Origin of the sequence: Snodgrassella sp. CFCC 13594 (assembly GCF_001590725.1) — a bacterium.
GTDB lineage: Bacteria > Pseudomonadota > Gammaproteobacteria > Burkholderiales > Neisseriaceae > Snodgrassella.
The window spans coordinates 68,610-89,335 of sequence record NZ_LQXR01000007.1; the positions used below are offsets into that span (position 1 = coordinate 68,610).

The following is a 20,726-nucleotide window of genomic DNA, read 5'->3' on the forward strand; positions in this document are numbered from 1 at the left end:
CTACCTAGCTGCTTGCTTCATCAACAGTTGCGCCGCAACCGCCGCCGCAATAGCAGCCGGCCGTTTATCCCGAATACCGGCCAAACCAATGGGGCACACCAAGTGAGCCAGTTCATCGGCAGTCACGCCTCGTTCCTGTAGGCGCCGAACAAAGCTGGCGCGCTTGGTTCTCGACCCAATCATGCCCACAAAGGCAAACGGCCGAGGCCGCATCAGCGCCGTTCGCACAATACGAAAATCCAGCTGGTGGTCGTGTGTTAACACCAAAATACACGCCTGATGCGGTGCCAGACACAACTCATCCTCTGGCACATCACAGTGAACCATTCTGATTTGGCCCATCAAATCAGCGGGGAAAACCTCTTCTCTGTTATCCAACCAAGTAATGCTCATATCCAGCGGCAGCAAAGCGCGCACAAGCGCCTCACCCACATGCCCAGCGCCAAACAGCCACACCGGCAAGCCCGGTGCAGGCAGGCGTTGCCGATAAGCAAACTGGCTGTTTTCTTGGCATAAGCCTACTTCGTTGGCATCGTTTTCAGGCAACCAGCGAGACGACATTCCTGTCTGACACACACGCCACACCGGCAAATCTGCCTGCCACCGCTGCCATGCAATCTGCCGCGCCGTACGCGCTGATGCAGACACAGACAGCCGCTCATACAACAGCCACATCACGCCACCGCAACATTGCCCCAAACTGGCTGCCAAACTGTATCGCTGCAAATCTTGACATGACGTATGCCCATCCGTCAGCATTTGCTTGGCTTTCGCCACCGCAACCCACTCCAAATGTCCACCACCGATAGTATCGACCTGGTGGACATTGCTTTGCGCATCCAACCACATGAGTAAGCTGCTGCCCATTTCCCGCGGTGCTGATCCTTCAACACGCGCCACCGTAACCAAAACTGCACCACAGGCGGTTTCAGGCAACCTCACCAGCTCACGCCACCACTGCACCACCGCCTCCAGATGCACTATTGGAATACCGCCCTTGACTCTCGGTGATGGCTTTGAGGATGGCTTCCGGCGTGGCTGGTGCAGCCAAGTTCACAATTTGATCTTCCCCCGCAGCGGCTTGGACCGCTTGACGAATAGCAGAAAAAACAGAAATAGCCAGCATAAAAGGCGGCTCACCTACGGCCTTGGAACGATAAATCGTATCGGCCATATTTTGGTTGTCAAACAAAGCCACTTGCCAGTGAGCAGGCACATCATAAGCCGTGGGTATTTTGTAGGTAGAAGGCGCATGCGTCATCAACTGCCCTGCGCGATCCCCTTTCTGGCACCAAAACAATTCTTCACTGGTGAGCCAGCCCATGCCTTGCACAAACCCACCCTCAATCTGCCCAATATCAATGGCTGGGTTCATCGAGCGCCCTACGTCATGCAAAATGTCCACCCCCAACACACGACTCTCACCGGTCAGCGTATCGATCGCCACTTCGCTCACTGCGGCACCATACGCATAGTAAAAAAAGGGCCGACCCAGATGCTGCGCGCCATCATAATGGATTTCGGGCGTCAGATAGAAACCACTGTCCCACAATTGAATCCGCGCCAAATAGGCTTGCTTTACCAAATCGTTAAAAGACCAGTTTTGGCCGTTAGCAGCCGTCACCCAACCATCGGCAAACACCACTTGTTCTGCTGCGGTTTGGCTCAAATGCGCGGCCAACTGTGCCAAGCGCGCACGAATTTTGGCACAAGCATTGTGTACCGCCATGCCATTCAAATCCGTCCCGCTGGACGCTGCTGTGGCCGAGGTATTGGCTACCCGTGACGTATCCGTGGGCAATAAGCGCACTCGATCCAAAGGCACGCCCAACTCCGTGGCCGCTACTTGGCGCATTTTGGTATACAAACCCTGCCCCATTTCCGTGCCACCGTGCGTCACCGCCACCGACCCATCCTGATACACATATACCGCTGCACCAGCCTGATTGAATTGCACGGCATTAAAAGAAATACCAAACATCACCGGCGTAAGCGCAATGCCTCGTTTGATGACCTGATGCGTGCCATTGAATTTGGCCACGGCAGCGCGGCGACGATGATAATCGCTGCTGTCCACCAATTGCGCCACCAATGGGCCCAATACAAAATCGCGCACTTCGGCACCATAATGCGTGTGGTCGCGTCCATCACCTGGCACTTCGGCGAAAAAATTGGCACAACGAACAGCTAATGGATCTTGGTGAAGATAGCGGGCAATGTCATCCATCACACTCTCAATTAAAAACAAACCTTGCGGCCCGCCAAAACCCCGAAATGCTGTATTGGAAACAGTGTGGGTACGGCAACGCAAACTGCGCACGGCCACCGCATCCAAATAATAAGCATTGCCAATGTGACAGAGTGTCCGTTCATTCACCGCACCCGACAAATCCACGCTGGCGCCGCAATTGGCCGCATGGTGACTTGCAACCCTTTGAGTACGCCATCATCATCGAAAGCGACCTGCCAATCGTATACATAACCATGTCGTTTACCCGTGGCGCTCATGTCATCATCTCGATCCAGTCGCAACTTCACTGGTCGTCCAGTTGCATTGGCCGCTACGGCCGCCAAACATGCCCATTGCGCCGACTGCGATTCTTTGCCGCCAAAGCCACCACCCATGCGCCGGCATTCAACTGCTACTCGATGAGCCGCCCAATCCAAGGCATGCGCAACCAGTAGCTGCATTTCCGTAGGATGCTGGGTCGAACAATACACATGCATGCTGGCATCTTCTTGGGGCACTGCATACGCAATCTGCCCTTCCAAATAAAAATGCTCTTGCCCACCCACACTCAGGCTGCCTGAAAGGCGATGTGGGGCGGTAACGAAAGCCGTGTCTACATCGCCTTTAGTGAATTCCATGGGTGGCAACACCCATGACTCAGCCGCCACAGCTTCTTCTAGAGTAAGAATCGGGGGCGCTGGGTCGTAATCAATGTGGGCCAGTCGTGCGGCGGCACGCGCCTGAATGCGCGTCTGTGCCACCACCAAAAATACAGCCTGACCATAAAACTGGATGCTGTCTTCTGCCAGCAAAGGTTCATCATGCACCACTGGTCCACAATTGTTATCACCAGGAATATTGGCAGCCGTCAATACCGCCACCACCCCAGGCGCGCTGCGCACAGCCCCCAAATCACATGCGCGAATACGCCCATATGCACATTCAGCAAAGCCCACTGCAGCATGCAAAGTGCCGGTTAACTCAGGAATATCATCGGTGTAAGTGGCTTCACCACGCACATGAAGATGGGCGCTTTCATGAACCACAACGGCTTTATCGGTTGCCTGAAGCGTGTTTTCATTTTTGGTTTTCATCGGCATTCCTCCTCGCTCAATGCAAACACCGACAACGGCTCATGTTCTTGCTGTTGACTCAAGTAAAAGCGCCACAACGCATTCTGTGCCACTTGCAACCGATAGCCGCTGCTGGCACGAGCGTCACTCAGCGGTTGAAAATCCTCAGTCAATGCATGTTGAGCAGCCTCAATCACCGCTGAAGTCCAAGTTGCTCCAAGTAAAACTGCTTCAGCCTTATGCGCGCGCTTGGGTATCGCCGCCATACCACCATAAGCAATGCGAATGTGGGTAATGCGATTGTGCTCGTCCAAAATCAATGAGAAAGCGGCACACACCGCTGAAATATCCTGCTCATAACGCTTGGCAATTTTGTCACTGCCATAACGCAGCCCAGGCAAAGGCCACGGGATGCGCACGGCCTTGATGAATTCACCGTCAACCAAAGCATTGCGTTGATAGCCCAAGTAAAATTCAACCAAAGGCAATTGGCGTACCGTATCCCCACATTGCAAATCCAAGCTAGCATCAATGGCCATCAAGATCGGCATACTGTCGCCAATGGGCGAACCATTGGCGATATTGCCCACCAGTGTGCCCGCATTTTGGATGGGCATAGAAGCGAAACGGCGCGCCAAGGTCGCCAGCTGTGGATAATGGCGTACGATCACCTGCCAGGCTTGCCGCAAAGAGACACCTGCGCCAATCACCAATTCAGTATCGTTTTCCTGAATTTTTTGTAATTCAGTGACTTGGCCGATGTAAATTAACGCTGGCAACACACGGCTTTGCTTGGTGACCCACAACCCCACATCTGTTCCACCCGACAGCAACCGTGCTTGTGGATGAGCCTGCTTGCGAGCAGCCAGTTGAGGTAAGGAGGTAGGCGCATAAAAAAGACCGCCCCCATACTCGTAATCCAATTCAGGCAAGTCCGCCAACAATTGCAAATCCGCCACCAGCTGGGCGCGATTCAAGGCGACTTGGGGGTAATCCGCAATGGCTGCCTGCGCTGCATCCACAATCGGCCGATAGCCGGTGCAACGACACAGATTACCCGACACATAATTCATCACAGTGTCGCGCGTGGGTGCTTGAGTTTCATTTTCATAAAGACTAAAAAGCGACATCACAAAGCCTGGCGTACAAAACCCGCATTGCGAGCCGTGGTGATCGACCATGGCTTGCTGCACTGGATGGCATGGCGAGCCAGCTGACTCTGCTAAAATGCGCAAATCTTCCACGGTAAAGAGTGCTTTGCGATCCAAAGTAGGCAAAAACTGAATGCAGGCATTCACACTGTGCACCTGCAATCGCCCATTTCTCAGTTCGGCCAACACCACCGTACAAGCACCACAATCCCCTTCTGCACAACCTTCTTTAGTTCCCGTGGCGGCCAACTTGCCATCATGCTGATACTCACGCAAAAATTGCAAAACCGTCATGGTGGGCGGTGCGTCGCGCACCTCAGTGCGCAGGCCGCGAAAATAAAATGTAATACCGCGTGTCGTCATGACGGCTCCTTTTGATCAATGTTTTTTAATGAATGGGCTTCAGGCAGCCTGAACTTCACTGCCTTTCAACGGCACACCAGCAACATAGGTCTCGGCCACTGTTCGATCATCACCCAGCATCATCAGCACAAACAGCAACTCTTCTAAGCTGTCTGCAAATGATAAGCGGTAATCCAAATAAGGCGTCGCATGGGTATTCAACACCACCAAATCGGCTTCCATGCCAACGTCAATGCGGCCAATTTTATTGGCTAACCCCAACGCTTTGGCCGCGCCCAATGTGGCCAAGTAAAAATAATACGGTGCCGGATACGGCGTTCCACACACTTGCGCCGCTTTATAGGCTTCATTCATGGTTTGCAACATGGAAAAGCTGGTCCCGGCACCCAAGTCGGTCGCCAACGCAACATGAACTGGCCGGTGTTTTGATTTGGCATGCAGCACATTAAAACTGCCTGACCCGAGAAAGAAATTGGAAGTGGGGCAATGAGCAATCGCCGCGTTTCGATCATGAAAAGCACGCAGTTCACGCTCACTCAAGTGAATACCATGTCCATAAATTGACCGCGCACGCAGCAAACCATAGTGTTCATATACGGCAGTATAGTCAGGTAGATCAGCAAACAACTCGCTCACCCAGGCAACTTCGCCACGGTTTTCTGATACATGTGACTGAATCAATACGTCTGGGTATTCTGCCGCCAATTGTCCCAATAAATGCAATTGTGCCGGCGAAGAAGTGGGCGCAAAGCGGGGCGTGATCACGTATTCAGACCGGCCCTGGCCATGCCACCGCTCAATCAATTGCTTGGAATCGTCATAAGCCGATTGTGCGGTGTCTAAAAGCGGTGTGGGCGCATTTCGATCCATACACACTTTACCTGCCATGATGCGCATATTGTGTTTACTTGCTTCCTCAAACAGCACATCGACTGATTGCGGATACACCGTGCCATACACCACCGAGCTGGTGACCCCATGACGCCATTGTTCCCGCAAAAATACCTTGGCCACCGCGCGCGCAAACTCGGCATCCGTAAAACGCTGCTCGGTGACGAAGGTATAGCGATTCAGCCAATCAATCAGCTGCTGCCCATACGCGGCAACCATTGGAATTTGTGCATAGTGCACATGCGCATCAATAAAGCCGGGCAAAATCAAACCATGTGGATATGTGCTCAGTGGCACGTCTCCGAGTGTGGGTAACAATTGGGTAGCAGGGCCAACTGCAGTGATTTTGCCCGCAGACATCACCACGATGGCATCAGATTCATAGCGCCAACAGTGCGCTGGATCCTCTGCCACAAATGGATCGGCACTGAAATTGAGCATGGCACCACGGATGGCACGAACATCATTGGTCATGAATGGTATGGTTTGGGTCATGGGATTCCGTATTATTGTTGGCGCCTTTTTGCGGGTATTCAGGCAACTCAGGCGCGTTTATTGAAATTCACTATACCGATGCAAAAGTGTTCATGTCTATAATAGAGTTTTGCACAATATGTTCTAATTTACAGAATGGCCAATCCGATCACTTTTTCGCGGTTTACCGAGTATTTTATGGCCGTGGCACAATCTGGCAGCCTGCGTAAAGCCGCCGATATACTTCACATTTCAGCATCAGCGCTACACCGCCAAATTGCGCTGGCTGAGCAAGATTTGGGCATTGAACTCTTTGAGCGGCTACCTGCTGGCTTGCGCTTAACCACTGCAGGAGAACTGCTGTATCACGATGTCCGCGAATGGCAAAAACAGTTTCGCCAAACCCGAATGCGCTTTGATGAAATCAAAGGACTGAAACGCGGGGAAGTATTGATGGGGGTAATCGATGCGCTGTGTGAAGGCTTTTTAGTTGAACTTATGGTGGCGCAGCAAGCATCGCATCCTTGGCTGCATCTGGATGTGCGTGTGGCCAGCAGTGAAGACATCACCGCGCAAATTCGCAACGCCGACATTGATTTCGGTTTAATTTTAAATCCCCAACATCAACCCCAGCTGACGGTGCAATCTTCCGTGGCCTTTCCCATGGGCATTGCGCTGCCCGTTCATCACCCGTTGGCTCAAACACAAGGTGTGCTGTCTTTGGCCGACACACAGCCATTTGTCCATATTATCCCGGCTGCCCCTTTGGTGATCCAGCCTCAAGTATCGGCGCTATATGGTCACCATCAGCTGGTACCGGTTGGGAAAATCCGCTGCAATAATATTCACGTGATGCGATCTTTAGTCACCCAAGGTGCGGGCGTGGCGGTGATGAGCTTAATGGATGCATTACCTGCCGTGCAGCAGGGGTTGCTGGTATTTCGGCCTTTGCGCGAAAAAAACCTCAATCCGCTCACCTTAGCATTGTGTACCGCACCCAAGCGGCAATTGTCGCGGGCGGCACAAACCTACATGCACGCCATCAGTGACGCCATGAAAATCCTGCAACAGCACATTAGCGGCTAACACGACGACAACATCACTTTAACTGATTCGCCACTACGCCACATTTTGCATTGCGCGCATCACGTTCCACACAAAGTTGAGATCCACTGTTATCCAAAAAAACTTCAGGCAGCCCATACAAAGATAGTGTATTAAGCCGTCAAGGATTTTTTTGGTACAACATTACCCAAACCCCTTATTGTAGTTTTTGACGCAATACGGGGCTTTTTTGTGGCCGTATGATGCGCTTAGCTAGTGCGCTTTCACATAGGGCGTTTGTTTCTTATGAATCGTATATGCCAGAACCGCTAACTTGCGCATCAGGGCGGTGATAATGACCATTGTCGGTTTTCCCCTGGCTTTCATCCTATCAACGAATTGCGGGTATAGACGTTTCGAGTACGCCACCATCGCTGGCATATACAACGCTGTTCGTAAGTCTGCTTTACCGATTTTCGAAATACGTGTTTTGCCATTCACCGATGTCCCAGATTGATGTTGCTGCGGATTCAAACCGAGATAAGCAACAAACTGGCCGGCATGCTCAAATTGTTGGCTGCCGAGCAATACACTCAGCATGACCGCGGCTGTTGTGTCACCAACGCCGGGTATCGTCTTGATGAGTGCTTTTTGTTGGTTTAAATCCGAGTTTTGTTTGAAGAATTGCTTGAGGTATTTTTCAGTTTCGGCAATTTGCTTGTCAAAGTGGGTGATATTGGCATGGATAATGTGGCGCAGGGATTCTTGCGTTTCAATCACTTTCGTTAATTCTGACGCTCTTTGCCGCTTCAAACGAGCCAGCAGCCGCATGATATTGCGGAGTGCTAGAACATTATCCGATTCTGGCCGCCAAATTCTAGGGTTCATCATCCGACAATAATTGGCTATCACCATAGCATCTTGTTTATCGGTTTTGTTTCGCACCATCACTGCTTTACTAAAATACTTAATTTTTGCAGGGTTTTCTACGCAAACCTGATGTCCATTGGCATACAAACAGTTGGCCAGCTTTTGCCAGTATGCGCCCGTTGCCTCCATACAAATGCATAATTGGTCATCGCAATGGCTATCAATCCAGTTCTGCAATTGCTGGAAGCCTTTGCCATTATTACTTTGCTTGGTTTGAAACGTCCCTTTGTCGCAACTCAAATAACAATCAATCGTTTGTTTGCTCACATCTATGCCTAGGTAGGCAGTCATCATTTCACCTTATATTCGAAATCAAAGTTTCAAGATAGTGTCCAAATTCCAGACATGAGAAAGCCGTTGCCTCAATCTTTGTACCAGCTTTAAAAGCTAGGCTGCTCTTCCGAGGTCAACGGCTTTGGTGTAAATAGCTAGTCCACACCATCAAGCGCTCAGTCACGCTAAACGTTTGATGCTGGGTACTATGCTGCGCTGTGCCGCGCGGCTGTGACACTTAATTGACGCAACCGCGTTGCGGTCACATCAATTAAGCGCCTAATCTGCCGGAGCATACTTTTGAGGCATTAGGTTGTGTTCTGGTGATTTACTATCAATCTGGGTTACTTGCTGACCGCCTACGGTATTGTTTCCACTCCCTGACGCGCTTTGTTGCTGTTGCGCTGGTGCTCTAAAAGGATCAAACGGCATGCCATCGGTGGCATATTTCAAACACATTTCGTTGGTCACTTCTTTCAATGGCGTAGCTTGGTCTGAATAGCATGTGCAGCCACTTTTCCCGCCTTTGATGCATGCTGCAATGCGTTCATAGTTTTGCACTTTGCGGACGGTGTCATACAACGGCTTGCTTTCTGGTTTTTCTGCGAGCTTAGGGACATACATTTCTGGCATTAATGAGGTATTGCCAGCGGTGCCAGTCGCCGGTACCAATGCTTCATCCATTGTTCCAGGCGCAGAAGCCGATATTGTCGCTGCTTGCTCTTCCTTGGGTTTATGTGCCTGATAAACACTGAATCCCTTCCAACCAATAAGCACTAGCAATAGCACTAAGACCCATACAGCAGTTGGCACTTTCTTTCTGAATTTTTGATGAGATGTTGCAGACTTATAATACTTAAAAGCTTCTTTTGGTGGCTTCCAATTGGATGATTCTACGTTTGGTATTGATGCTGGATTTTCTAAACTGGTCATCACGCCATATTTTTTATACATTTTATTGCCGATGCTCTTTCGGTCAAAATGGTAATGCACAGATACCAGATTACGTACAAACACATCAATTTGCATCGGGTGTTGTGTCATCAGTATCAGTGTATTGCCATCATGACGTAACTCAGTCAGCTTTTGCACATAAGGCGGAGGTTTTGAACCCGCTGAGCGGGTTGGGTAGGTGTAATGGGCTTCATCTACAATCAGTACGGCATTCTCACCCACAACATCAACCAGCGGTGCTGATTGAATTTGCTCTTCACTCAGCTCATGGGCACAGAATTTTTTCTTATCTAAACCGTCTATATGACAAAAATACAATGGGCGTGGTACTTCAGTACCATCTTCCATTTTCATTTTGAACAAACCGTCTTCATTCTTCAAAATCATGGACACAACTTTGCTGGTTTTGCCCGTACCCATGTTCCCCGTGAATAGATAAATCATGCTTAAGATCCAGGCAGAATAAATGTAAATTTATTCAGCAAATTCATGGTCAAGCGAAAAGCAAAGGCACCAAACAGGTAACCTAACCCTTGACCAACGCCACCTATCAACAACAAGTTATAGATGTCTGCTGGCATGCTAATCATCGCATCAGCTACATAGCCTTTGAATGTATTCAAAGCCACCATGTACCCAGCATACGTCACAAATGTAGCCCCAGTCGCTACGATAATGCGCACAATCAACATGCGCAGCAGGATACCCAATAGCGGTATTAAAGCAGCAACAACAGGCATTAGCTTTTCCCCCTTAAAGCCCCAAAGACGATATAAGCAGACATCAATACAAAAGCAATGAGAACCATGAATCGAACACTTTCCATCAGTGTGCATAAAGGCTGATAAGACACTTCAAAGCTACGGCCTACAACATGAAATGTTTTCGGTTCAGGACAAACTCCGTTTGGCGGTAAAAAGTTGTCAGCAGACCATGTGGTTTCATCGGTGATGTGCGGTATTTTGATGGCATCAAACATACCTTCATCAGGCTCACCCAGCTTGGCACAGGCAAGAGATTCTGGATTGGTTTTACAAAAATCGGGTGCAGATGCTTCTTGTGGCTCTTCTTCATTATTATTGCCTTCAGACGTATCAGGTGTAGGTGTTGGAACAGGTGCTTCAGCGCTGTTGGGTGTTAAATCAGGACGGTTTACGACGCTACTGGTGACAGAAATACGGTTATCATTATTATTCGTGACATTGAATGTTGTTTGCTCAACATTGCCGGTTATGGGATTCGTATACGTTCCCGTTGATAAGGTTTGCGGAGTATTTAATGCTGTAATGCCATCGGCAGTGGTACCACCAAGCGGCAAATTCTGACCTGGACGCGCAGCATTTGCCCAGCTGGTCGGATCCGCTTCCATCGCATTGTTTGTTATAGAATCAAATTGCTCTTGTGTTAGTTCAGAAGTACCTGAACTTTCAGAAACAACTACCGAAGTTAATGCACGATCATCACCATCTTTAGTATATTGCGCATACCAATGATTCCAGCCAGGCTTTTCAAAGCGATTAAACTTATAGCCTGAATAGCCTATAGAATCAGGGACAAAAGAACTTGCAAAAGCAGTATATTGAGACTGAATAGATTCAAGAGAAGAAGAATAAAGAACTAGAAATGATGTATTATCACCAACTCGAACATGGCCAACATATTTATATCTAATACCAAAACCCTCACACTTTTCTTGTGCGCCAGCTTGGCACTGTAAATCCTTCATCCATTCATAACCTTTCTCAGCTAAATACGGCGCCACAAGCCCAAAAGCAACACCGTACCATCCACCACCCAATTTCTTAAACTTCTTGGCATTATTAAGAACAGCACTAGAAACAGTACTCTTTGGAACTGTGAAATTCTGACCAATCATAAATTGGCCAGATTTTGCACCTACATTATTTTCAAGAATTGCTGGCGAGATAACCCGGCCACCGAAAACAGTATTTCCAGACATACTGACATTAGAAACCGCTACTTTTGATGAATCTGAAACAACAGCGACACCGTCTTTCACATTATGAATAGTATCAAATGCCGCAAAAACATGATTATTAAGTGTTAAATAAACACTTAAAATCATCATAAACTTTAAGGTCAATTTTTTCATTTATTTGTTTAACAATCAAAATAGATAGATCTGGCATCATTACAAATCTGTATTCACCTTGTGAGGCGTTTATAAATACCCCAAAATCAATATCGACCGTTTTCCCTTGGGTGTTAACAACCAACTCTTGACAAAATATAAAAGCCATTGACTTTCCGTAATACTTACTCTTTGGATTACATTTCAATGCAAACAGCTTTTCTTCGGTAATAAACATCTCAAATTCCTTTCGTTGGATAAACAAAAGAAATTTAACATGTTTATCAGTCTTTAAAAATCATAACCCCCATCATGACGATGGTGCCCAGCCCCAAAAAGAAGTAAAAATCCATCATCGCATCAAACCTTTAATCCATTTGAAACCGTATAAAACGGCCATTATTCCGAACAGTAGCCAGCCTAGCTCCATTCCATCTTTTAAATTCTGTTCAGGGTCACATGGTGGTAACTGTGCATGTATCACTGTGCCATTGAGTATCCATTGTGTGCCGCTGTATTCCGGTTTTATCAATTCACCACCGGCAGAAACAGCAGGGGCTACCGCGCTGAAATACTGGTTTTCAGCCGCTTCTATCGAAGTAAAACATTGATTTCCAACTTGATAGCCCATGCCGTTAATCTCATTACTTAATCATGCGTTTCACAATACCGATGACAAACAAGGCTGCAACCACGCCAACCACAATCCAACCAACTTCCAAACCATCCGCTTTTGAACCATCAATGGCGTCGGTTACAGTGGCAGGTACAGCAGCCATTGCAGAGGCCGTGGCCAAACTCAACATGCCGCCCAAGGCAGCCAGTTTTGCTTTCATAGACATAACGTTTCCTTTAAAAAGCCCGTCAGGGAGGACATTAACGTGGACGGGTACACGTCAATTCACACATCTTTCAGAAATCCGAAAACAATGAAGTTTTCTCCGATCTCTTCGAGGGCTGTTTCAATCGCTTCGTCACGCTCAAAAAACAGTCCTGCTTCGTTCAAATAAGGTGTATGGCCAACATCACCGCTATCTGACGGGTACAGGAAATCACCTGTTTCACGCGACTGGACGACATAGACGGTTACGATGGCCATAGCTATTACGCCTTAGCCTGATTTACTGGTCGAAAATCAAGCATCTTGAGTTTTTGGGTCTTGCCATTGGTCACGAGCTCAACCGCCAAATCTGCTTCAAACGGAAATTTCATTTCTTTAAATCGGTCAAAATTCGTACTGCCACCAAAGTCATATTCTGTGGCTGCGCTACCGAGTGCATTGCCTTGACTGGCATCCAATGGGGTGCTCACAATCACACGGCAATAGTCAAAGGCTTTGCCATCAATGTTGCCGCTGAATCGCTTCACACCCATTACGGTGCCTTGAATTTTCATTTGCATGGTTTTAACTCCGCTTTTTACGCTGACAACACGGGCTCAGCGTTTGCCCGTAATTCCAAGAACATGCCAAATTCATCCAGTAGCTGGGCTTTCGGTCTTTTATGCAGCCATGTTTCTTGGCTACACTCAACCGCATAAACATCAGGGGTCAGGCGTTTGGGCAATTTATTGTGGTCTGGTTTAAACATGGCTAATATTTGGCTATCAGTCAGATCTGGATAACGATCTACCACTGCATTCAACATGCGACCCACTTGCTGTTTCGCACACTGCAAACCACGCTCAAAAGTTAACTCAAACGATTTTTTCAACGCAGGAATACGCCTTGCTTTTTCTTGAAAGTCTTGGCAAATGGGATAAGCGCCACCAAAAAATTCCCCCGGAACCAGCAATGCTTCAAACGGGATAACGATGTCTTTGGCTTTAAACTCAATTTCAAAACGCACCCAGTTGCTGGACTTGTCGCCCAGTTGCTTGCCTTTCTCATACACCCGGACAAACTTAGATGATTCACGACTGCCAACATAATAAGTTTTGCCTTTGGCGTTATTACTTTCCCAATCCGAACCGACAGATTCACCATCTGGCATCATGTGATGATTGGTAAAGCGGCCAGATAGTCGATCATGCTTTGCTTGCTCAGGCGTGTATTCGCCATTGAAAAAATCTTTTGTGATGTCAATACGGGTAATTTTTGGACGGATGGCTTTGGTCAAAAAACCGTGCAAACGCATTTCCCAGCCTGATGTAGCAGCATTGCAACCCGTTCCTGTTAATTCAATCAGCATGGTATTGTTTTGGCCACCAAAGTGAACGCGTCCGTACTGCGCTGTATCACTGGCCATCAAAAAGCACGATTGGTAAAAACGACCACCCGAATGAGGAGCTTGAGCTGTAATGCCGAAACCAAAAATCTTTTCTAACTCAATTGATATCTGATAGATGTACTCTTCATCCGCGACCAGTGGATAACCGGCACTCAAACTTAAGGTGTCTTCGTGCATGCTAAAACTCAGTTGATCTATAAATGCTGAATTGCCTTTTCCTCTTCGCAGAGGTACTTCGATTAGGCGCCCTTTCCCGTCGGTAATGAAATGAGAATATCGCTCAAAAAAACCTTGCTCCGTGCTGGCATCCGTTTCGGTTCCTGCTCCCCCCCTGTTAGATATGGGGGGCTGAAATAGGTTGTTTGGCTTAACGCCATGACGGGCTTCAAAACCTTGCGCCCATTCTTCATAACTACACGGTCTGGCGGCGGCCGCTACCGGCCGTCCGCAAGCGTCCTGTCCGTTGGCGCCCGCCGCCTTTTTCGTTTTGTCTTTGGATGCACTCATGGTTATGCCTTCCGTCCAAAATAGCTTGAGCATTTGCCATAGCGCATAAAGAACCGGATGGCAGCATCTTTCTGATTGATTTCTTCGGGACGGAAGAAGCGTGTTTCGTGCTCTATTCCATGAATTGAAAACACGACTTGCAAACTGGTGCCAAACCGATGAACTACAGCCTTGCGGTCTTGTGTTTCGATTCGCTCAATGAATTTTGGTGAAAACAACATAGACAAAGCCCCTCAACTTTGGAGGGGCTAAGAGCGCCCCTCAGTTGAAGGGCAATATATAAGGCTGCCTGAATACGCTTAGCGTGACCAATTAATGCGTATCAGCTTGTTTCGCTGCAGCAACCGCATCTTCTGTGCTTTTCTTGCCAGCACCATTGAAATACAGATTCAACAATACTGCTGTAATGGAAGCCAATAAGATACCGGATTCAATCAAAGGATGAATTGCATGGGGGAGCCACTGTTTGAAGTTGGGTGCCACCAAGGGAATCATGCCAGCACCAATAGAAATGGCGATAATCAAACTGTTGTAGTGGTTATTTTTAAAATCGACCCCGCTCAAAATACGCACACCTGTTGCCGCCACCATACCAAACATGACGATACCAGCGCCGCCCAATACCGGCATGGGAATAGACTCCACCAAAGCACCCATTTTCGGCAGCAAGCCCAACACCAACAGAATCAAACCGCCCGCCACACACACATAACGACTTTTCACGCCGGTAATGGCCACCAAACCTACATTTTGCGAAAAACTGGTATAAGGGAAAGTATTGAAAATACCGCCTATCAAGGTACCCAAGCCATCGGTGCGCAAGCCTTTACTCAGCTCGCTGCGGCTGATTTTTTTCTCTGTCATATCGCCTAGAGCCAAAAACATACCTGTAGACTCAATCATCACCACCACCATCACCAAACTCATGGTGAGTATCATGATGGGATCAAACACCGGCATACCGAAGTGGAAGGGCAAAACCACATCAACCCAATCGGCTTTGGCTACTTTATCAAAACGCATCATGCCTGCGGCCGCCGCAATCACGCAACCCACTACGATACCCATCAAAACCGCTATATTGGCCAAAAAGCCGCGCATAAAGCGCACGATTAGTAAAATGACCACCATCACTGCCGCAGAAATCGCCAAGTTGCCCACATCAGCATAACGGGGATTGGGAATGGTGGGCGCTGGGTTTAAGCTTGGAGGCATGGGCGAGGTCACTTGCGTGGCGGCAATATCCAACCAAGCTTTATTAATGGGGTCCACCATCATCGGGGCGGTCGGGCCCACTGGATTACCAAAAATCCAATTGATGCCAACGCGCATCAAATTGATGCCAATCACAGCGATAATGGTGCCCGTGACCACGGGTGGGAAAAAGCGCAGCATGCGGCTGATGAGCGGCGCAATCAAAATGGCCACAATACCAGCACCAATGATGCTACCGAAAATCAAATTGGCGCCAGCCATACCCGGATTATTGGTGGCAATCGCCATCATTGGCCCCACTGATGCAAATGTCACCCCCATCATTACTGGCAACTTGATACCAAACCAACGCCCTAAGCCCAAAGATTGGATTAAAGTAACCAAACCACAGCAAAACAAGTCAGCTGAAATCAGCATTGCAATTTCATGGCTTTCCAGCTTCAATGCATTGCCAATAATCAGCGGAACAGCCACAGCCCCCGCATACATCACCATCACATGCTGCAAACCCAATACCAACAATTTACCATTGGGCAAGCGCGCATCCACCGGATGCTCCCCTTTTGATAATGCATCTTCCATGATTTCCCTTTCTGTTTCGTGATTCAGGCAGCCTGTACGGAGGGCATAGCCTGAAACTACTCGCCATTAGGGCACGGTCCCGCCACCGTCCAGTCCCCAGTCAACACCACCTCATCGCAGTTGGCTTCAGTTCCAATACGATCAACCACATAAAAATCGCCACTCTGCCCTTCCTCATCATGGGTGAGTAAAGGATGATGCCAAGTGCCCGCATGGTAATTCACCCCTTGCCCACCTTGTGCATAAAAAGCGCGCAGCTGCCTCATGTCGGGCCGGTCATCGGCGCCATTGGGCGCCACCACCACGACAAAGGGTGTTTTCCCGCGCGGCAACCAAGCCTGTGATCCCAGAGGGTGACGCTCCAATAACCGCAATGCCATTGGTAAGGAAAAACCCTGCCCTCGTGCCATGCTGATGGCTGCACGCGCCGAGCCACCCAACACGTCGATGGCGCCCAAATCGTGATAACGCGCGGTGGTACCGGCATTGATAGGAAAAGATGGTTCACCCACTATATTGATGACGTCGCCAAACGGTGCGAAAGCAGCCGTGTTTAAAGGTTCCAGTGTCAATACCGGCATCACAAATACTCCAAATGATTAATGCTGTTGGGTTTGGTGCGCATGACCGCTTTTGCTGAGTAAGGCATACAAACCACCCCCTAAGACAACACCAATAAACCAGCCATAAGTGCCCCACCACGCTGGCATCCAATCGGTGAAATTGGGCAAAATGCTACACACCACAACACCCACAATCGTGGCCGTTAACGCTTTCATGTTCCAGCCATTGGTGTAGGCATAAACGCCATGCTCCTGATACAACGCATCAATGTTGATTTGGCCTTTGGCCAAGGCATAGTAATCCACCAAAATAATGCCCAACAATGGGCCCATGGTGGCACCAATGGCATTAACAAAGTGCGCTGCATTGCCTTCCCAAGGCGCGAAAGGGTAAAGCACTAAAGCAATGAGTGCAGCGATGTACCCGCCTTTTTTGAAATCGATGTGTTTAGGCAATGCGTTGGCAAAGTCAAATGCAGGCGACACAAAATTGGCCACTACATTGATCCCCAAAGTAGCAACGGCAAAAGTTAAAGCAGCCAGAATCGCCAACGTTAGACTATCAAACTTGGCAGCGATGGCTTCTGGGTGCAACAGCACTTCTCCATAAACCTGGTAGGCCGCAATGGTGGTCACCCCGGCCACCAGCGAAAATAAAATCAAGTTCACCGGTAAGCCCCAGATATTGCCCACTTTCACCGCTTTTTTGTCTTTGGCATAGCGGGAAAAATCACAGAAATTCAAATATAAAGCGGCAAAATACGTCACCCAAGTGGCGCCCACAGCGAAGAGTGCCGGTATCGAACCAGGGCCCCGGCCACCCCTGCATCTTTGGTCTTATCCAGCAATACGTCTTGGGGAATTTGATGAGCAAATGAAAAGCCACCGGCCTTCACACACAAACCAATGGCCAAGGCCAACATGGCTAACCATACAGCAGGACCCGCCCAGTCTTGGAATCGACGCACGGTTTCCATGCCGTTTTGAATAATCAGAAGTTGCAAAGCCCACACCACCACGTAACAGATCACTTCCAACCCAGAATGGCCAAGGAAATGGGTAGTTTGGTGAAACTGCAAAATCCCTTCCTGACGAATCAGCAAAGCCACTAATGCGCCTGAAGCCGCAGCAGTTTGGGCGCCATACCAAAAGCACGCCACAATCGCGCGCACAATCGCTGGTAAGTTAGCACCCCACACGCCAAACGAAGCGCGGGCCAAGACAGGATAAGGCACACCAGTTTTCTCTCCGGCGTAGCCCACCAAACTCATCAATACAAAGATCACCAGAGAACCAGCACCAATGGCAATAATGAAATGGCCAAAACTGCCACACAGTAAAAATAAACTGGCGGCCAAATAATAGCCCCAGAGACTGTGGACATCAGAAGTCCACACATTGAAGACACTAAACGCGCCCCATTTCTTCTCTTCCGGTGGCACAGGGGCCAAATCGGCATTGTATAAATTTGGGGAAGGATTTTTAACCGCCATGCTGCAGCTCCTCAAGTAAGTAACAACCGCAATAGACAACCTCATGGTCGTGATGCTGTCGCCAAACTGCGGCAGACTTCACTTCCGCCTTCATTCAAGCAGCCTGAGCTGCCTGAAATGCACTGTGCTACTTCATGGCATGGGAGCCGTTATTTCACCAACCGGCCCCATATCCGCAAACGGCTCACACCGCCATCTGGGAAAATATTCAACTTCACATGAGTCACGCGACCCAGGGTCTGCAATTGATCAGCTGCATAAATATGCTGATGATCCATCTGCGCCGGAGTTTGCGCCAATAGCGTTGGCCAAAACATGGCCTGTGTCACCAATGAGGCATCGGTACCAAAAGTCACATTGGCCGCCTGCACCGACACCGAATCTGGGTAGTTGCCTTTGAAGTGTGCCGTGTCGATTTCCAACTTGCTCACTTCACAGGCGTGACCCAACGCAATAATGCACCACTCGTTGCCGGGCACTCGCCTACGGCTGGTTTCCCAACCATCCCCCATGTTGACGCCCCGACCTGGATACAGCAAATGACTTGGCAAGCCGAAATGAGCATCGCTCACTGCCACCACGCGGGCACCATTCAATACCGATGACAACTCATACTCAGCTTGTTCATCGCCATCCAACCATGCCCCCTGGGGCTGACCATAAACACGGAAACGGGCAACGCCGCCATCGGGAAAAATATTCAACCGCACATGGGTATAAACGGCATCGACATCGACGGCCACAAAATGATGGCTGCTGGCACGCAAACTGGTGGCCGGGACAATGGTGTCCCACTCAGTAGTCGCATCAGGCTGACCAGCACACACACAGGCTTCCACGGCCGCAGCAGGCGGAAAATTGCCAGTAAAATGGCTGGTATCAATGTCCACTCCGTGAATACGCCCTTTTAGACCCAATTTCACTACGGCATGGTCATAACCTTGCACACGCTTACGGCGCGTCTCCCATCCATCCATCCATTTGCCGTGGTCATCAAATTTGCCCACCACAAAGATTGGATCACTGGGGGCCAACATGCGTTGCGCTGGCGCAAACCATTCATCGCTTACAGCCAACACAGCAGCACCCAATTCAGCCGAAGCCAAGTTCGGGAATTGCAACGCAAACGGCGGCAATTCGGCCGCCTCAGCCAAAATCACATGACCAGCAGGGTAGTTAATTAAACTCATGCTTTCTCCTTAAGCCACGTTATTGTGTGGTCAGTAAATCGTGCAAACGCAACAAGCCGATGCGATAAATCTGCTTCAAACTTTCTTGCTGCTCTTGCGCCGGGCTCAATGCAATGCGACGCATAAATTCACTGATGATGCTTTGGCGATTGTGGCCTCGTACCGCCAAAACAAAAGGGAAACCGAATTTGGCTTCATAGCGCTGATTTAAATCAGTCAATGTTTGAAATTCTTCTGGGCTACACTGATTCAGCCCTGCACCTGCCTGCTCAGCGGTGGACTCCGCTGTCAACTCACCGCGCATCGCCAATTTACCTCCCAGCTGGGGGTGTGCTTGTATCAGTGCCATTTGTGCAGCTTCGCCAGCATGTTCAATGGCAGTCACCATGGCTTCGTGCAAGGCACCCACACTGGCAAAGGGACGATGCGACCATATGGCTTGAGCAACCCAAGGGGAATGCTCGAATATACTGCCTAATACCGTCACAAAATCCTGTTCAGGCAGCCGATTCAGTTCTGCTAACGTCATAGCGGCATCCTTAAACAGCTTGATAAGGGTGGGTTTGCACCCAATGTCGGGCAATATCGGCACGAGTGGCCACCCACACCTTATCGTGTTGCGCCACATAATCCATAAATCGCTGCAATCCCGCAAAGCGCCCTGGTCGACCAATTAAGCGACAATGCAGTCCTACCGACAGCATTTTGGGGGCTCCTGCCTCACCTTCTGCATACAACACATCAAATGCATCACGCAGGTATTCATAGAAATGCTCTGCTGTGATAAACCCTTGGCCATTGGCAAACCGCATATCATTGCTTTCCAATGTATAAGGCACAATCAATTGCGGCCGTACGCTGCCATCGGTGCGGGTTATTTCCTGCCAAAACGGCAAATCATCACCGTAATAATCGGAGGCATACAAAAATTGCCCCTCATCGGCCACCAAGCGCATAGTATTGGGGCTGTCTCGCCCGGTATACCAGCCATCAGGATGGCGACCCAACAATGACTGAAACAACGCCACGCAACGCGCCATGTGTTCGCGCTCAATGTCTTCTGGCAAATCTTGATAATGAATCCAGCGATAACCATGACAGGCCAATTCATGGCCTTCCTCGATAAATGCCTGTGTCAATATCGGATTGCGCTCCAAAGCCATGCCCACGCCAAAAACAGTCAGCGGCCAGCCCCGCCGTTTAAATTCACGCAAAATGCGCCAAGCACCGGCACGCGAGCCGTATTCATAAATCGACTCCATCGACATATGGCGTGCCGGATAAGCCGCCGCGCCAATAATGTCTGATAAAAACTGTTCTGAAGCGGCATCACCATGCAAAACACAGTTTTCACCGCCTTCTTCATAATTAAGTACAAATTGCACCGCTATGCGGGCCTCGTCCGGCCAATGTGCCAAAGGCACCTCAGCGCCATAGCCAATTAAATCACGAGGATAAGTTGCATCCATCTCA

At 49.2% G+C, this 20,726-nt stretch carries 23 protein-coding genes and 1 pseudogene; 1 reads left to right on the forward strand and 23 read right to left on the reverse strand.

The window, feature by feature from the left end; genetic code table 11:
* The 5 genes and pseudogenes from xdhC to guaD form a co-directional block, all read right to left on the reverse strand.
* The gene (gene xdhC / locus A2F46_RS05930) at positions 1–963 is read right to left on the reverse strand and encodes a xanthine dehydrogenase accessory protein XdhC (protein WP_066567923.1); all 963 of its coding nucleotides are present in this window, start codon (positions 961–963) and stop codon (positions 1–3) included.
* Positions 947–2,227, reverse strand: a complete 1,281-nt coding sequence (locus A2F46_RS12960; RefSeq protein WP_369796312.1) for a molybdopterin cofactor-binding domain-containing protein — start codon at positions 2,225–2,227, stop codon at positions 947–949. Before A2F46_RS12960 ends, xdhC begins: the two co-directional genes overlap by 17 nt.
* Positions 2,228–3,330: pseudogene (locus tag A2F46_RS12965) on the reverse strand (molybdopterin cofactor-binding domain-containing protein); the annotation flags it as partial. It abuts the gene before it with no gap.
* Positions 3,321–4,817, reverse strand: a complete 1,497-nt coding sequence (gene xdhA / locus A2F46_RS05940) for a xanthine dehydrogenase small subunit (RefSeq protein WP_066567925.1) — start codon at positions 4,815–4,817, stop codon at positions 3,321–3,323. The gene xdhA and the pseudogene A2F46_RS12965, both read right to left, overlap by 10 nt.
* Before the next feature lie 39 nt (positions 4,818–4,856).
* Complete coding sequence (gene guaD, locus A2F46_RS05945; RefSeq protein WP_231867726.1) at positions 4,857–6,203, reverse strand: guanine deaminase; 1,347 nt, start codon at positions 6,201–6,203, stop codon at positions 4,857–4,859.
* Between the two features lie 177 nt (positions 6,204–6,380).
* On the opposite strand from guaD, the gene A2F46_RS05950 reads away from it, so the two are divergent.
* Positions 6,381–7,268: a LysR family transcriptional regulator gene (locus tag A2F46_RS05950; protein WP_197457576.1), complete on the forward strand. Its 888-nt coding sequence runs from the start codon at positions 6,381–6,383 to the stop codon at positions 7,266–7,268.
* Positions 7,269–7,499: 231 nt separating this feature from the next.
* Here A2F46_RS05950 and A2F46_RS05955 read toward each other — a convergent pair whose 3' ends face one another.
* From A2F46_RS05955 to puuE, 18 genes are all read right to left on the reverse strand, one after another.
* Complete coding sequence (locus tag A2F46_RS05955) at positions 7,500–8,450, reverse strand: IS110 family transposase (protein ID WP_082783598.1); 951 nt, start codon at positions 8,448–8,450, stop codon at positions 7,500–7,502.
* A gap of 258 nt (positions 8,451–8,708) precedes the next feature.
* A complete protein-coding gene (locus A2F46_RS05960) occupies positions 8,709–9,827 on the reverse strand; it encodes a zonular occludens toxin domain-containing protein (RefSeq protein WP_082783599.1) in 1,119 nt (372 codons plus the stop codon).
* A 2-nt stretch (positions 9,828–9,829) separates the two neighbouring features.
* A complete protein-coding gene (locus A2F46_RS05965) occupies positions 9,830–10,123 on the reverse strand; it encodes a DUF2523 domain-containing protein (protein ID WP_066567932.1) in 294 nt (97 codons plus the stop codon).
* Entirely contained in the window at positions 10,123–11,496 is a 1,374-nt protein-coding gene (locus A2F46_RS12970; protein WP_231867727.1) for an IgG-binding virulence factor TspB family protein, read from the reverse strand. The genes A2F46_RS05965 and A2F46_RS12970 overlap by 1 nt, the downstream gene beginning before the upstream one ends.
* Positions 11,441–11,713 (reverse strand): hypothetical protein, encoded by a 273-nt coding sequence (locus A2F46_RS05975; protein WP_066567936.1) that lies wholly within the window; start codon positions 11,711–11,713, stop codon positions 11,441–11,443. Before A2F46_RS05975 ends, A2F46_RS12970 begins: the two co-directional genes overlap by 56 nt.
* Positions 11,714–11,827: 114 nt before the next feature.
* A complete protein-coding gene (locus tag A2F46_RS05980) occupies positions 11,828–12,106 on the reverse strand; it encodes a hypothetical protein (protein WP_066567938.1) in 279 nt (92 codons plus the stop codon).
* Between the two features lie 13 nt (positions 12,107–12,119).
* The gene (locus A2F46_RS05985; protein ID WP_066567941.1) at positions 12,120–12,317 is read right to left on the reverse strand and encodes a major capsid protein; all 198 of its coding nucleotides are present in this window, start codon (positions 12,315–12,317) and stop codon (positions 12,120–12,122) included.
* A gap of 59 nt (positions 12,318–12,376) precedes the next feature.
* On the reverse strand, positions 12,377–12,574 hold the full coding sequence (locus tag A2F46_RS05990; RefSeq protein WP_066567944.1) for a hypothetical protein: 198 nt from the start codon (positions 12,572–12,574) through the stop codon (positions 12,377–12,379).
* Positions 12,575–12,579: 5 nt separating this feature from the next.
* The gene (locus tag A2F46_RS05995; RefSeq protein WP_066567954.1) at positions 12,580–12,876 is read right to left on the reverse strand and encodes a hypothetical protein; all 297 of its coding nucleotides are present in this window, start codon (positions 12,874–12,876) and stop codon (positions 12,580–12,582) included.
* 17 nt (positions 12,877–12,893) lie between these two features.
* Positions 12,894–14,210 carry a replication initiation factor domain-containing protein gene (locus A2F46_RS06000; protein WP_066567957.1) on the reverse strand — a complete coding sequence of 439 codons (1,317 nt, stop codon included), beginning with the start codon at positions 14,208–14,210 and terminating at the stop codon, positions 12,894–12,896.
* Positions 14,211–14,212: 2 nt separating this feature from the next.
* On the reverse strand, positions 14,213–14,431 hold the full coding sequence (locus A2F46_RS06005; protein WP_066567960.1) for a hypothetical protein: 219 nt from the start codon (positions 14,429–14,431) through the stop codon (positions 14,213–14,215).
* A 91-nt stretch (positions 14,432–14,522) separates the two neighbouring features.
* Positions 14,523–16,007 (reverse strand): nucleobase:cation symporter-2 family protein, encoded by a 1,485-nt coding sequence (locus tag A2F46_RS06010; RefSeq protein WP_066567962.1) that lies wholly within the window; start codon positions 16,005–16,007, stop codon positions 14,523–14,525.
* A gap of 56 nt (positions 16,008–16,063) precedes the next feature.
* Complete coding sequence (locus A2F46_RS06015) at positions 16,064–16,588, reverse strand: ureidoglycolate lyase (protein WP_066567965.1); 525 nt, start codon at positions 16,586–16,588, stop codon at positions 16,064–16,066.
* Positions 16,589–16,606: 18 nt separating this feature from the next.
* On the reverse strand, positions 16,607–17,353 hold the full coding sequence (locus A2F46_RS13225; protein ID WP_197457578.1) for a cytosine permease: 747 nt from the start codon (positions 17,351–17,353) through the stop codon (positions 16,607–16,609).
* On the reverse strand, positions 17,335–18,063 hold the full coding sequence (locus tag A2F46_RS13230; protein WP_197457579.1) for a cytosine permease: 729 nt from the start codon (positions 18,061–18,063) through the stop codon (positions 17,335–17,337). Before A2F46_RS13230 ends, A2F46_RS13225 begins: the two co-directional genes overlap by 19 nt.
* Before the next feature lie 149 nt (positions 18,064–18,212).
* Positions 18,213–19,253 (reverse strand): allantoicase, encoded by a 1,041-nt coding sequence (alc, locus tag A2F46_RS06025; RefSeq protein ID WP_066567968.1) that lies wholly within the window; start codon positions 19,251–19,253, stop codon positions 18,213–18,215.
* Between the two features lie 19 nt (positions 19,254–19,272).
* Entirely contained in the window at positions 19,273–19,782 is a 510-nt protein-coding gene (gene uraD / locus A2F46_RS06030; protein ID WP_066567971.1) for a 2-oxo-4-hydroxy-4-carboxy-5-ureidoimidazoline decarboxylase, read from the reverse strand.
* A gap of 10 nt (positions 19,783–19,792) precedes the next feature.
* Positions 19,793–20,722 carry an allantoinase PuuE gene (gene puuE / locus A2F46_RS06035; RefSeq protein ID WP_066567976.1) on the reverse strand — a complete coding sequence of 310 codons (930 nt, stop codon included), beginning with the start codon at positions 20,720–20,722 and terminating at the stop codon, positions 19,793–19,795.
* Positions 20,723–20,726 lie beyond the last annotated feature (4 nt).